This is a genomic window from Vibrio cyclitrophicus, assembly GCA_023206055.1.
Lineage (GTDB): Bacteria > Pseudomonadota > Gammaproteobacteria > Enterobacterales > Vibrionaceae > Vibrio > Vibrio cyclitrophicus_A.
In genome coordinates this window covers 2,075,826-2,089,715 of record CP065366.1, presented here as the reverse complement: position 1 = coordinate 2,089,715, position 13,890 = coordinate 2,075,826, and the positions used below count along the sequence as shown (strand labels likewise).

Sequence of the window (13,890 nt, the reverse complement as noted above, 5' to 3'; positions counted from 1 at the left end):
TATTTTCTTTATTATCAATAGTAAAGTTGTTTTAACAATACCACTAGGCACAGTTCTCATCTTTTCTATATTTGATCCTGTTAGACAGAAAAACTCTGCATTTTCTTGTTCAATCACAAACTAAGAACGATAAGTCGTTGTTATGAAAGGAGGCGGTCGTTTAAGATAGGTTGCATAAGAATTGGGCGGAGCACTTTGCATTTAAATACAGAATTGTTCTGGCTGATAGCTGTTATGTAACCAAAGTGACGCATTGTTATACATTTGATATTACAAGGAAGAAAAAACTATGAATCTGATAGATATTTACCCTAAAGAATTGCTTTGTGAAAGAGTACCAGTAAATCAAGTTTCATTTGTAGAGTATGGGTTTTCCGAAATCGAAAAAATCATAGAATTAAAAGAGAACTGTATGTTTGAATTGGGAGGAACTATTTGGGATAAGTATATACAAACCCACCCAGATGTTGATCCAATGTCACTTGCAATTCACTTCCAAACTAGTAATCCCTGCTTATACAAAGAAGTTAGTAGCTTTGTAGGTGCTGACGTAATTAAAGATATTTTATATATCCATACTAATACGGATGATAGCAGCGTAGATTACAAAGATTTTAGTGAACTGTTAATTTCAGTATTACATCAAAATATTCTGCATATATCCGATGTGGAGTTCTCTAATCCACTTGAGCCTATGAAGCCATCAGAGAGGCAGTCTGAATTTCAAGTATTTCGTGGACTCAATTTATTTGGTGAGTTAGTTGACCGTTGTGTTACATATTGTAAAGAGCACAATTTAGACAGAATTTGTTTAACAGCAGCACATATTTCACTTGTTCCATTTTTTGAAAAATATGGCTTTGTTGTGGACGATACTCCAACAGGAAAGCATGGTATGGCCCATGGTTCGAGCATCCCCATGACAAGGCTCGCGTAGAGGTTACATAACAAGCCGTTCAAGAGTGATTCGCAATGCGTGGCATTGTCACTATGCGTTGGTTTTAGTGTTTAAGGTGGTTGCAGCGACTTCGGCGTTACGTTGCTCACCCCTTAAGTGGGCGCATGTGATTTTTAAATTAGTTAGGTATAAAAATAAGAGGATAAAATGGAAGATACAATTAAAACAAAAGAAACTGGGAGTGATGAGACTAAAGAGAATGAAAAATTAAATCTGAGAAATCTGAACGCAGTCTTAACAATTTTGCTTAAGGTTGTTTTACTAGGGGCAATTATTTCAACATTTATTGCAGGTAAGGCAATTTATGAACAATATGCTCATTATGGTCCAAGCTGTAGTGATCATATCTCTAGTTTCCAATATTGGAATGATAATGCTAAAAACGCTAAAGGTAAGATAGTATCCGTTCATAAATCAAGACTGCAAACTGAAAATGGTACAACTCAGTGCTATGGTAAATTTTCACTTGAAAATGGAAGTTACAGTAACTGGACTGGCTCAATCAGTGAACTAGCAAATAAAGATGTCGTTGGATGGACAAAAGTTAGTGAATAATTAATCATACAAATAATGCATCAATACGATTTACTGCACTCGGTAATCTCAGTTTACTGAGTGTTTCTCGTTTATGGTGCCAAATTTAAACATGATTGCTTGGTAGCAAACGTGTCATGTAGGCGTTATGTGCTCTTGCCTAGAAACTAGGAAGTTCACTATGATTAAGTAACGTCAAAGTGGAAAGGTGTTCAACATGGATAGCTTCGAGTCGAAAGGTGAGTTGTTACGCAATCACGCCAAAGGTCTAGTTGTTGAGTTTATGCAAAGTCATCCCGACTGCTCCACAAGCAGTCGTGGCATGAAACAGGCTGAAATTTTCAGGCGCTGTGGATTTGGGTGGGGAGAACAGCGCAAGGCTAGCCCATCGAACCAACAATATTGGCTAGTCGCTTTGTTACGACAACTTGAGCAAGAAGGGGTAGTGGTTCAAGTCGTAGAATCTGGCCCTTGGAGACTCAGTTAGCTCAAAGAGTACGTACATAACAAGCGACTTTGGCGACAATGATTAATTCTTGGTTGTTTTGTTCCCCCACATGGCGCCATTTCTCATCATAGATTCAAGGGGCACGTTTCACGGAGGAAACATGACAAGCGACCAATTACTGGAAAAGGCACTTTATAGCAGTGCCAGCATCCATCAACCTCATTCTTTAAAAGCTTATTTGGCTGCGAATTATCTAAATGGTTATTTCGCCAAAACAGATAATGCGTGGCTTAAAACGAGTGAGTTGATAGACCAAACTGAGATTGAAGTTTTAGGCGAGTACTCTGCAACGCTACAAGCGCCAAAGTTTACGGATTTTCGTATTCGCAGGATATTGGAAAACGGGGTATACCCAGCGGCGTATGCTGCTTTAATGCAGTGGCATGAGAATAAGGGCTTTCAAGACATCTTCGTGCATTACGTTTCGCAGGCTTCTCAAACCAGTGAATATCTTTCCCACAATGTGACTATCTTATTGGCGCTGAACCGTGTTTATCGCGAGCTAGAGCCGTCTCAAGTTCCAGCATTCCTTAACCGCTTCACTGAATTTGTCACATCGACCCGTTCTGATGGCGACCAAAGCACTGATACAAGTGAAGTCGTAGAACTCAATAGCGTATTACAAGCATGCTTAAAGCAATTTGGTTTCTTTGGGCACAATCTTATTACGCTTACGTGGATAATGCGTTGCAAGGAAGAGCTGTCGAAAGAGCAATATGACGCAATGCTTTCTAATCTTTACCGACAGGCCAATAGACCTTTGGAAGATCCTGACGATGAGATTGATCAAGCTATCTTGGCGCAGTGCCAAAGCTCGGATAATTCAGATGAGCTCTATGACAATGTGCACCGATTGGTCTTTGCTTATACATTGAATCTGCATCAGATAACCCTAGCGGATGCATTGTGTTTTCTTCACGAACGATTCCCTGAATATGCAGCAGAACTAAAATGTGTCGCAGAGTATCAGTGTCGTTTGTTAGAACAGTCAATTTAGAGATAGAGCCACCCCGTTTCGTGGGGTTCTTAGTCGATACGACAAGTTTCAGGCATACCTAACCCAGTGAGCTTGTTCAACGCTTTTATCAGAAGTGGCCCTCAATTTATGGACATGACTAGAAACGTAGAAATCACTCTCCTGAATTTAATTTCAACAATAAAAGACATACAAACATTGAGGTAGCGCACAGAAACGAAACTGGGGGTATCGCGATCACGTAATCATTGATCTAGCCGATAGTGAGATAGCGATAAGAGCTCGATAATTCGTTGTCGGATCTAAATTAGAGCTGTAAATCTAATTTCTAAGTAGTTGTTATCTCAGGAAGAGTTTTTGTGCTATGCGCCCCTATATTAAATACATTATCCCAATTTTAATTCCTTTCATTATCCTCGTAATGCCGCTATCAGCGTTTCCATTTGAAGGCCTTACGATTATTCAACAACGCGTTATTGCGATCTTTTTATTAGCGGCATTGTGCTGGGTGTTCGAGCCTATCCCGATTTACGCGACGTCTGTTGTTATTATCGTTCTGCAATTATTGATGTTGTCGGATAAAGGGCTGATCTTTTTAAGGTTTGAGCATGGGGAGGAACATTTTGGTGAGTTGTTAAAATACAGCGACATCATGGCGACGTTCGCCAGCCCAATCATCATGCTGTTTTTGGGTGGTTTCTTCTTAGCGATGGCCGCCACTAAGTATCGATTAGACGTAAACTTAGCCCGTGTATTATTGAAGCCATTTGGACAAGACCCAAAGTTTGTGATGCTCGGCTTAATGTTGATCACTGGTATCTTTTCGATGTTTATGTCTAACACGGCAACAACGGCAATGATGCTATCTATTTTGACGCCGGTACTGGCTGTGTTTGGCCCGAAAGACCCCGGTCGTGTAGCGTTTGCGCTTTGTATCCCTGTTGCCGCTAACATCGGTGGCATTGGTACCCCGATAGGTACCCCTCCGAATGCCATCGCACTAAAATATTTAGTTGGCGATAACCTCATTACGTTCGGTGAATGGATGGCATTTGGTGTGCCGTTTGTCGTTATTATGATGGCGTTAGCGTGGTTTTTAATCGGCTTTATGTACAAAGCTGACCAAAAGAAAATCGAACTAAGTATTAAAGGTAAATTCCTTAAAACGCCTAAAGCCATTGCGGTGTACGTCACTTTTGCGCTGACTATCATTCTTTGGTTAATGGGTTCAAGCCATGGCATGAACTCTTATACCGTCGCTCTGATTCCTGTCGCTGTGTTCTCACTCACAGGGATCATCAATAAAGAAGACCTGAAAAAGATTTCTTGGGACGTACTGTGGCTTGTATCAGGTGGTATCGCGCTTGGTTTAGCTCTCGATAAAACTGGCTTAGCAAGGCTCGTGGTACACAGCATTCCGTTTGATGCTTACTCACCATATGTGGTGTTGTTCGGAGCGGCGTTCTTGTGTTTGCTAATGGCAAACTTTATGTCTCATACCGCAACGGCCAACTTGTTAATGCCAATTATGGCTGCATTGGGTTCGTCTATGGCTTCACTCACGCCACTAGGCGGTGAGATAACGTTAATTCTGGTTGTGACCTTTGCCGCTTCATTAGGTATGTCGCTGCCAATCAGTACACCACCGAATGCGTTGGCTCATGCCACTGGTCATGTGCAAAGTAATCAAATGGCCAGAATCGGTATTATTTTGGGTGTGGTTGGTGTGCTACTGAGTTTTGTTATGGTGTGGCTGCTACATTCAATTGGTCACATAGGATAACGATACGTGTATCAACATAAGTTAGAAGCACTTATCGAGCGCTATTTTAACCAAACAGAACGTCGGGTGACGTGCCGTGCCGGTAACACCATTATTGAACAATCAGCGTTAAACACACGTTTATATTATGTGTTTAGTGGAGAACTGGAAGGGTTTTATACCGATGCGAATACACCGCAAGTGCGAGTATTTAGCGCGGGTAGTGGGGCTTTTATAGGCGTTCATAGCTTCTTTTCAGGTAATTGGACTGCATCTTCAACGGTTGTTGCTAAAACCGATGTTGAGTTAGCGTGGATCGATAAAGACACGCCTGCAGAAGATGAACGTAAATTTGGTCCTCTTACCGCACAGTTCACACCTGTGATTGTCAATGAGTTGTCGCGTCGTCAACGCCGCGCAACACAAGAAGCGATCGCGAAACAAAAAGCGCTAGAGAAGTTACATACTGCTGAGCAAATGACGACCTTGGGTCAATTAGCTGCAGGGATTGCTCATGAACTTAACAACGCTATTGGTGTAGTAAATAGTAAATCGGGTCGACTTGAAACGGTCATCATGGACCTGCTTGAAGAAGTGCATCCAGAAGCCAGTCAATTTTTCGATTTTGGGTTAATGCATGGTCAGAAAACGTCGTCGTTAGAAGCACGAACGCGTGGGAGACAATTTGAAAGAAAATATGGTTTAGACAAAAACATTGCTCGCTCTCTTGCAAAGGCGATTCCAATTGATGCTTTATCTGCAACAGACGTTATTTCAAAGCATTGGCTGAAAAACCCAGAAGAAGCGATTCGTTTTTGGCAGATGGGCTGTGATTTACATGATTTACGTTTGGCATCTAGACACACTGTCGGCATCGTAAAATCGGTTAAACAACTTGGCAGAACTGATATCGACACCGAAGAAGCGGTTGATATTAATGACTCCATTAACCATGCCTTATCGTTGTTACAAAGTGAGTTACGTAGAGTATCAGTGCGGTTGAGCCCTGCAGATTTACCGCCTTTTAAAGGCTCGAAAACAGAGCTCGTTCAGATTTGGGTCAACATTGTAAAGAATGCTTGTGATGCAATGTCGAATTCAGACGATGCCGCAATAGAGATTCAAACCAGATTAAGTAAGAAAAGAATATTAGTTACGATCGCGAATAACGGCCCTGAGATAGACGAGGCGACTCGTAGAAAGGTATTTCAGCCCAACTTCACCACTAAAAAAGGTGGTTTATCGTTTGGATTGGGCTTGGGTTTATCAGTAGTTAAGCGGATTGTGGCAGGTTATGGCGGAAGTATTATTGTGAAAAGTGATGCTTCTAAAACGGTATTTAGAATCAAGTTACCAATAGAGGGTGAACATGGAGAAGCTTAATTTAATCTGTGTCGATGACCAGAGAGAAGTACTGAGCGCAGTGATACAAGATTTAGAGCCGCTGGCGAGTTGGCTGAATATTGAAGATTGTGAATCAGCACAAGAAGTGCTTGATCTCATTGATGAACTTGACGCAGAAGGCGAACACATTACCGTCATCGTGTCTGATCATGTGATGCCAGGGAAAACGGGTGTGGAGTTACTCACTGACGTGTTCCATGACAGTCGCTTTCCGAATACAAAGAAAATTCTTCTTACGGGGCAGGCCACTCATACTGATACCATCAATGCGATTAATGCAGCAGGCATCGACCGTTACTTTGAAAAGCCTTGGCAAGCAAGCACATTAGTTGAATGCATTCGTACTCTTGTCACTGAGTACATATTTGATCAGGGGCTTGATTACACGGACTATCAGAATGAGCTTGACCAGCAGGTTGTGTTGAGACGCTTACGCTAGTCATTTATGTCAGCCGCTTGAAATTGTATGCACCGAAGGACGCTTTTTGAATGGTTTTTTCTTTGAAAGATGAAACCTTTCGGTGCATATATTACCTATCTCTTTTAGTCGTTCAGGTTTTAGTACTCAGTTATTAACACACTGGTCAGTAGGATTTTAAAATGAGTGAGATTGCTCGCTTTATATCTGGTGAAGTGCCAGACAAATTTGGTCGTAATATTGAACAGTTGTTAGCTTATAATCACTTTTGGTTGGAGCATAACCATAAGTATATTCAGGTGTTTTTCCCAATCGATGAAGGGACTAAGTTTAATCAACATGCACCGTTGGTTACCCAAGAAGATAGGGCGATTTTTGCTAACTCAGAAGACCTTCGCACTGCACATCTACAAGTGCTTGACCTGATGCTTGAGTTTTGGGGAATGCAGCGAGATGGAAGTGAGATATCGTCATTGTTGCCACTTAGCCCAGCGAACCATGTATGGTTGAAGAGTCATGATCATAACCAGCTTCGACTAACACGAGCCATTCGCAGTTTATACTTGTTAGGTAATGAAGACGTTGCTACTTGCTTATGTGACTTCCTAGTCTCAGCGGCGAGCGAGACAGGCTCGGTGTCGGAGAAAACCGTTCAGTATTGGCGCAATGCCTTGGAAGGTTAGGGCTTTCTGTGCAGGTCTTTCGACACTGCACATAATGGATTCTCAATGCGCGGCATTTTTGTACGATGCCGCTTTCTCTATATTCAACATTTGAATGCAATTTGTGGAATATATCAAAATTAATTAAATTGATGGTAAGTTATTACTTTTCATTATGTTAGGGTTCTTTTCTTAAGGTCAGCGGATTAGGGAAGAGGCTAATGAAAAAGGGATTTTTGATAGCGATATCAATCGGTTTTGTTGTCTTCATCCTCGTTGGTCGTGAACTCCAGTGGTTTGGGTCCAGTAATTCCGAGTCGTTTCCTACACTTCCTGATAGCCCGCAATTTGTGCCATCTACTGACTTTGACGGTGAGTGGCTAGGTCGCCGTATTAACACCACTGGCAATAATATGTGTGAACGCACAACCATCACCGGAACCATTCGTGAGGGCAAGGCTACCCTAAGGCTTACCTCCAACGGAACACCGTTAGAGGGCTGGGTTACGGAAAGCGGCGACTTACGTTTATACACTAAACATCGCCAATGGGATTATCGTTTTTCCGCACATGGCAGTGGCAATAGATTTGACGGCCGGTGGCACTTAACCAATGGCCCGTGCCAAGGGCGTTGGTTTATAGAAAAGGTCGATGGCAAGTAGGGCTGTCAACGCATTATATACTTGGAATAACTTAAACAATTTCCACACGCATGTGTACGATTTAGTTTAAACGTTAGATAGGGAAACCCATGAGGATTGTGATATTTATCGCTACAGTGATTTTAGTTAAATCAATTGAAGCAAAGTTTGGGCACACCTATAACACCTTTTCAGATCCACTTGATATCAAATTAGCCGCTCTTGATTTTGTCTTGTGGGTTTCAGTCTACTTTGGTTTATCTCTTGTTTATGAGAAGGGCAAAGGCATCCTGACTAAAATGGGTAAAGTTAAGAATCCTTAATGGGTTGTATGAATTAGCCGAACAAGATGTTTATGGTAAATTCTAGTTATTAATGAAGTTGTACATGGAGGTGCAATGAACATCGGAATCTATATTTATAATCAAGCAGAAGTTCTCGACTTCTCTGGCCCGTTTGAAGTTTTCAGTACAGCAAAGCGCTTAGGTGCTGAAGATCTAAATGTATTCTTAATCTCCGAATATGTGGGACCAGTTATAGCTCGTGGCGGTTTCAAGGTATTGGCTGACTATTCGTTAAACAATCATCCAAAGATCGATTTGTTAATGGTCGTTGGTGGTGTGCATACTGACGAAATGAACAAACTAAATGTACTTGATTGGCTAGCTTCTGTTTCAGGTTCAGCCTCGCAAGTGGTGTCTGTTTGCACTGGTGCGTTCCTTCTCGCTCAAACTGGCTTACTGAAAGGGTCAGAAGTAACCACCCACTGGGAAGACATTTCCGACTTAGAGTCGCAGTTCCCAGAATTAGATGTGGTCAGTGATAAGCGCTGGGTGACATCAGGAAAATTTACGACTTCAGGTGGTATTTCAGCAGGGATAGATATGAGCTTGCATTTGGTGTCAGTACATAGCGGTCTATTGTTTGCTAAGAAAGTTGCACGTCAAATGGAGTACAGTTGGCAGGAATGTAAGTAGCTAACCCTTCAAAGGTGAGTCTACGTGTGTTGTGTATTTTATGTGTTGGTTTGGGAGTTTAAAGCACAATTGAAAAAGGACATTATATGGACATTAGAATAGGAACATTGTCCGATGTTGCAGCTATTACTCGTATCTTCAACTTCTATATTGAACATACCAATGCGCGCTTTGAAGAAGATAAGTTGTCGTTGGAAAATCGCCAACAGTGGTTTTCTCAATTTTCGAGCCAAAGTAAATATCAACTGTATGTCGCGACAGAAGGTGGTGTGTTATTAGGCTTCGCGTGTTCTCAACAATACCGGGCTATGTCGGCATTTGAAGATACCGCAGAGGTCACTATTTATCTTGCGGCAGAAGCTCAAGGTAAAGGTTTAGGCTCTAAGCTTTATTCTCAGCTATTTGCATCGATTAGTGATTATGATGTTCACCGCGTAGTCTCAGGTGTTGCTTTGCCTAATGAGGCTTCAATAGCACTTCATAAACGTTTTGGATTTCGAGAAGTAGGAGTGTTCAATGAATATGCGAAGAAAAACGGCCAATACATCAGTTCAATGTGGTTAGAGAAGGCATTAAACAAGGGATCAGAGTGATAAGAATGGCTCAAACACGATGCAATACTCTTGGTACTTTAATTGCGTATTGCTCAATGTTTAGCCTAGAAAAAAAAGGACACAATATGGAAGTAAGGTTGGTCCAAGGTTCAGATCCTAAGTTCGCTGAATCGATCACCAAAACGAATATGGCGAGTTACTATCAGGCTCGTGGCATCGCTTGGGGTCATAGTCAGTTTTTACGAAGCTGGGATGATCTGGATAACTATGAAATTTATGTGGGGGGTAGCCGTATTGGTGTTATCCGCTTCAGTTACACCAGTGGTACAACGTTTCTTAGGGACTTGCAGATATTAGCTGACTATCAAGGTCGAGGTTTTGGCTCTAAGTGTCTCGATTTAGCTATTGAACATGCGAACAATCAAGCATCGGCTCAGTTAGTGTTGCGCGTGTTCAGTGAGAATCCCGCCATTAAGCTCTATCAATCAAAAGGTTTTACTAAGTTGTCTGAAGTGAAAGGGCTCGCTGAAATGGAGCTGCTTTTAGGAACATATTCCGAGTAAGTCTTTTGAGGTGGTTTGGGCTATCGATTCATGTCCAATGGAACTTTGAAGTGAAGCCTAAGCATCAATCTGATACTTAGGCTTCAAAAGTTCGCTTTTAGTTTGAGTTTAAACCGTTACTCTGAAAGCTCTTTACGAACGATCTCTGCGCCGGCACTTAGCGCATTGAGCTTCGCTGAGGCGATTTCGCGAGGTAGGGGAGCCATGCCACAGTTGGTGCAAGGGTAGAGCTTGTCTGCGTCAACGTACTTAAGTGTTTCTCTAAGAGTGCTAGCCACTTCTTCCGGTGTTTCAATGCTATCTGTAGCTACATCAATAGCGCCAACCATCACTTTCTTGCCTCGCACCAGTTCAAGTAGCTCAAGTGGTACATGAGAGTTGTGACACTCTAAAGAGATAATATCGATATTCGATTGCTGCAGCTTAGGAAATACCTCTTCGTATTGGCGCCACTCGGTACCTAATGTCTTTTTCCAGTCTGTGTTTGCTTTGATGCCGTAGCCATAGCATATATGTACTGCGGTTTCGCATTTAAGCCCTTCAATGGCTCTTTCTAAACAAGCGATACCCCAATCATTCACTTCATCAAAAAATACGTTAAACGCAGGCTCATCGAACTGAATAATATCAACGCCTGCAGCTTCAAGTTCTTTGGCTTCTTCGTTGAGGATCTTCGCAAATTCCCACGCCAGTTTTTCACGGCTTTGGTAATGCGCATCGTAAAGCGTATCTATCATCGTCATAGGCCCCGGCAGAGCCCATTTGATCGGTTGGTCGGTTTGCTGACGTAAGAATTTCGCATCTTCAACAAACACGGATTTTTGGCGAGAAATAGGGCCCACAACCGTCGGTACACTCGCATCGTAGCGGTCGCGGATTTTAACGGTTTCACGCTTTTCAAAATCAACGCCATTCAAGTGTTCAATGAAGGTCGTTACAAAGTGCTGACGTGTTTGTTCGCCATCACTTACAATATCAATGCCTGCTTGCTGTTGCTCGTGCAGAGAGACACGCAGTGCATCTTGTTTGCCGTCTGTGAGTTCATTGCCTTGAAGTTTCCATGGCGACCAAAGCGTCTCTGGTTGTGCAAGCCAAGACGGTTTCGGCAAACTGCCCGCTGTTGAAGTCGGTAATAGTGTTTTCATAATAATACTGCCTATCCTTGGGTGGTTTGAGAGCGCAATAGACGATTAAAGTGCGTAATTTGCCGACCAGTTCTCTAGAACTGATTGGTATGGCTTAATGAACTTCTCTTCTGCGAATTTACCTTGTTCAACCGCTAGCTGGCTTCGTTCTTCACGGTCATACACGATTTGAGTCAGTGAGTGATCCAAGTTTTTCAAATTTGGTTGGTAGCAGTTGCCCGCAACAGCATTCGCGTTGTAGATCTCAGGACGGTAGATCTTCTGGAAAGTACCCATGGTACTGATGGTGCTGATAAGCTCCAGGTTAGAGTAATCGTTCAGCAGATCACCAAAGAAATAGAAAGCCAAAGGTGCAACACTGTTTGGCGGCATGAAATAACGAACCTGTAAGCCCATCTTCTTGAAATATTGCTCAGTTAAAGAAGACTCATTCGGTTGGTATTCAAAACCTAATACTGGGTGTTGGTTTTCAGTGCGGTAATAGGTTTTATTATCTGACACGCTTAAGCAAATAACAGGTGGTTTATTAAAGTTCTTTTTGTAAGCGTCAGAGTTAACGAAATATTTAAAAAGCTTGCCGTGTAAATCACCAAAATCTTCTGGAATGCTGAATTTATCTTGGCCTTTATTATGATCCAATAGACGTACGCTAAAGTCATAATCTCGAACGTAAGAAGAGAAGTTATTTCCGATAATGCCTTCAATACGCTCGTTAGTTTTACGGTCTACAATATTGGTTTTCAGCACTTCAATTGAAGGGAATGCTTCGCCGTTGCTTTCAATGTCCATATCAACAGAAATGATTTCAAGCTCAACAGAGTAACGGTCGCCCTTCGGGTTGTCCCAGTGTGCTAACGCATTGAAACTATTGTCTATCATTTGTAGTGCATTACGTAAGTTCGCTTGACGGCTGTCGCCGCGAGCTAGGTTAGCAAAGTTGGTTGTGATACGCGTGCTGTCTGCAGGCTGGTAGTTTTCGTCGAGGCTAATGCTCTTAATCGTAAAATTAAATTCTTTATTCATGCTGATTTGGTACCCCAATTTGTTTTCTGATTCTCTCGGTCTTTAGTATTAAAACGGCTTTTATTTTTGCTTGTGACCGGATTAAGAATCGAAGGCTATGCTGTCTGAAATTAATACTTAGTTGAATTAATGTCGTATAAAGTTAATCGCTTAAGGTTTTTATACGTGGATAGGTTGACCATTAACAATGGTATTAATTCACATTCAACATGAGGAATATTCATGATCTATTCTGTTTGAATATTTAAGTCGGTGTCAGTTATATTAATTAGCTTGATGGAAATATAACCATATTATTAGTGTGTTATTTAAGACAATTAATTTAATTAAGAGATGGATGAAATGAGTGAATTGCTGTTGTTGGTTTTCTACTGTGCGTTACTAGGCAGTGGTGTTGGGTTTCTAGCCGGTTTGTTAGGTATTGGCGGAGGGCTGATCATTGTCCCTGTGTTAAGCAGCATTTTACTGTATTTAGAAGTTCTACCATCCGACCAAGTTGTTGTCGCTGCGATTGCTACCTCGTTGGCATCAATACTGTTCACCTCTACGTCTTCTGCTCTTGCTCACCACAAGAATGGCAACGTGCCTTGGGATCTGGCGCCTTGGATCATGCTAGGTGTTGCTCTAGGAGCACTGGTTAGTGGATTTATGGCGGCGTTACTACCGGAAAAGGTTGTTCGTATTGTGTTTGCCGTAAGCGTGGTGCTGATAGCGATTAAGATGTTCTTAAGCAGCAAAAACGACGCGCCTGAAGAACGAAAACTACCGAATAAAGGTGTGTTAACGGTGCTGACAACCATTACTGGCGGCTTGTCTGCGATGATAGGTATTGGTGGCGGTGCGTTACTCGTTCCATTGCTTACGTTCTTTTCGGTCGATATGAAAAAGGCGATCGGTTGTGCGTCTGCTTGTGGCATTGTCATCGCGTTGTTTGGCTCGATAGGTTACATCAGTTCGGGCAGCAGCCACTTTGCGCTAACCGACGGTTTTGCTGGCTTTGTTTATCTGCCTGCGCTGTTGGGTATTGTGTGCACGTCTTGGTTTACGGCTCCGTTGGGCGCAAAAGCAACCAATCACTTACCTGTCCCAACAATTAAGAAAATCTTCTCAGTGTTGTTGGTGGTTATCGCGGCAAGTATGGTGGCGCGTTAATTAAAGACCGACCTCTGACCTGTAACTGATTCAGTTTCTTTATCAATTAGACATTTAGGTGCGAGAAAACGCATGTAAATGTCTAATTACGATCTGAGTCTATCAATCGCCGTATTTACGCCTTTTAATGCATCATGGTTCATAATAAGATTGTTCACGTTTTATAAATGTTCAAATGTGGTCAAATACTTACCTAAAGGAGCGAGTGATGGCACGAGAAATCTCATTTAAGAACAACAGCACACATTGGAACGTTGTTCTATCAATGACGATAAGTTACGTGATCGTATCTTTAGCTATTAACTTCTTTTATCACACAGAACTCCAGTTTTTCCCTTTCATTACTTCAATTATCATCATGGTTGCTTTCTACGCTCTCGCCTCAAGATTCACTAAAAGCAATCTATCTTTAGTGGGTGAAGACGTACATCTACATGGTATTAAAGCGGACTTAGTAATCAAAAACTCTGTCTTTGCTCGACAGTATATTCAAGTTAAATCTCTGACTCAAAAGGGCTATTACAAGGTGAATGTTCGCAAAGGCCAGGTAGAGAAATCTGATTGGGAAATGTTGTTGAGCAAGGCTTCTCTGCAAAACGTTTAACGTTGACGC

General features: G+C 42.0%; 16 protein-coding genes and 1 pseudogene. 15 read left to right on the top strand and 2 right to left on the bottom strand.

The features are described from left to right. The first annotated feature begins 289 nt into the window (after positions 1-289). From ITG09_09365 to ITG09_09305, 13 genes and pseudogenes are all read left to right on the top strand, one after another. Positions 290-937 carry a hypothetical protein gene (locus tag ITG09_09365; protein ID UPR50926.1) on the top strand — a complete coding sequence of 216 codons (648 nt, stop codon included), beginning with the start codon at positions 290-292 and terminating at the stop codon, positions 935-937. Positions 938-962: 25 nt separating this feature from the next. After that, positions 963-1,054 (top strand): annotated as a pseudogene (locus ITG09_09360) (DUF3265 domain-containing protein). 51 nt (positions 1,055-1,105) lie between these two features. Continuing rightward, positions 1,106-1,513 carry a hypothetical protein gene (locus ITG09_09355; protein UPR50925.1) on the top strand — a complete coding sequence of 136 codons (408 nt, stop codon included), beginning with the start codon at positions 1,106-1,108 and terminating at the stop codon, positions 1,511-1,513. Between the two features lie 196 nt (positions 1,514-1,709). After that, a complete protein-coding gene (locus ITG09_09350) occupies positions 1,710-1,979 on the top strand; it encodes a hypothetical protein (GenBank protein UPR50924.1) in 270 nt (89 codons plus the stop codon). A 121-nt stretch (positions 1,980-2,100) separates the two neighbouring features. Beyond that, a complete protein-coding gene (locus tag ITG09_09345) occupies positions 2,101-2,997 on the top strand; it encodes a hypothetical protein (GenBank protein UPR50923.1) in 897 nt (298 codons plus the stop codon). Positions 2,998-3,340: 343 nt separating this feature from the next. Further along, positions 3,341-4,759 (top strand): SLC13/DASS family transporter, encoded by a 1,419-nt coding sequence (locus ITG09_09340; protein ID UPR50922.1) that lies wholly within the window; start codon positions 3,341-3,343, stop codon positions 4,757-4,759. A gap of 6 nt (positions 4,760-4,765) precedes the next feature. Further along, entirely contained in the window at positions 4,766-6,121 is a 1,356-nt protein-coding gene (locus ITG09_09335; protein UPR50921.1) for a cyclic nucleotide-binding domain-containing protein, read from the top strand. Further along, a complete protein-coding gene (locus ITG09_09330; GenBank protein UPR50920.1) occupies positions 6,108-6,581 on the top strand; it encodes a response regulator in 474 nt (157 codons plus the stop codon). The genes ITG09_09335 and ITG09_09330 overlap by 14 nt, the downstream gene beginning before the upstream one ends. A gap of 161 nt (positions 6,582-6,742) precedes the next feature. Further along, positions 6,743-7,243, top strand: a complete 501-nt coding sequence (locus ITG09_09325) for a hypothetical protein (protein UPR50919.1) — start codon at positions 6,743-6,745, stop codon at positions 7,241-7,243. A gap of 200 nt (positions 7,244-7,443) precedes the next feature. Further along, positions 7,444-7,884 carry a hypothetical protein gene (locus ITG09_09320; protein UPR50918.1) on the top strand — a complete coding sequence of 147 codons (441 nt, stop codon included), beginning with the start codon at positions 7,444-7,446 and terminating at the stop codon, positions 7,882-7,884. Positions 7,885-8,261: 377 nt separating this feature from the next. Continuing rightward, positions 8,262-8,840, top strand: a complete 579-nt coding sequence (locus ITG09_09315; GenBank protein ID UPR50917.1) for a DJ-1/PfpI family protein — start codon at positions 8,262-8,264, stop codon at positions 8,838-8,840. Between the two features lie 86 nt (positions 8,841-8,926). After that, positions 8,927-9,433: an N-acetyltransferase gene (locus tag ITG09_09310; GenBank protein UPR50916.1), complete on the top strand. Its 507-nt coding sequence runs from the start codon at positions 8,927-8,929 to the stop codon at positions 9,431-9,433. A gap of 86 nt (positions 9,434-9,519) precedes the next feature. After that, the gene (locus ITG09_09305; GenBank protein ID UPR50915.1) at positions 9,520-9,957 is read left to right on the top strand and encodes a GNAT family N-acetyltransferase; all 438 of its coding nucleotides are present in this window, start codon (positions 9,520-9,522) and stop codon (positions 9,955-9,957) included. A gap of 116 nt (positions 9,958-10,073) precedes the next feature. On the opposite strand, the gene ITG09_09300 is transcribed toward ITG09_09305, so the two are convergent. Continuing rightward, a complete protein-coding gene (locus ITG09_09300; GenBank protein UPR50914.1) occupies positions 10,074-11,102 on the bottom strand; it encodes a methionine synthase in 1,029 nt (342 codons plus the stop codon). A 45-nt stretch (positions 11,103-11,147) separates the two neighbouring features. Beyond that, on the bottom strand, positions 11,148-12,125 hold the full coding sequence (locus ITG09_09295; protein UPR50913.1) for a DUF1852 domain-containing protein: 978 nt from the start codon (positions 12,123-12,125) through the stop codon (positions 11,148-11,150). A gap of 342 nt (positions 12,126-12,467) precedes the next feature. Between ITG09_09295 and ITG09_09290 the strand changes: the two genes are divergently transcribed. Continuing rightward, positions 12,468-13,277 carry a sulfite exporter TauE/SafE family protein gene (locus ITG09_09290; GenBank protein UPR50912.1) on the top strand — a complete coding sequence of 270 codons (810 nt, stop codon included), beginning with the start codon at positions 12,468-12,470 and terminating at the stop codon, positions 13,275-13,277. 175 nt (positions 13,278-13,452) lie between these two features. Next, positions 13,453-13,881, top strand: coding sequence for a hypothetical protein (locus ITG09_09285; GenBank protein ID UPR50911.1), 429 nt, complete (start codon positions 13,453-13,455; stop codon positions 13,879-13,881). Positions 13,882-13,890: the final 9 nt, after the last annotated feature.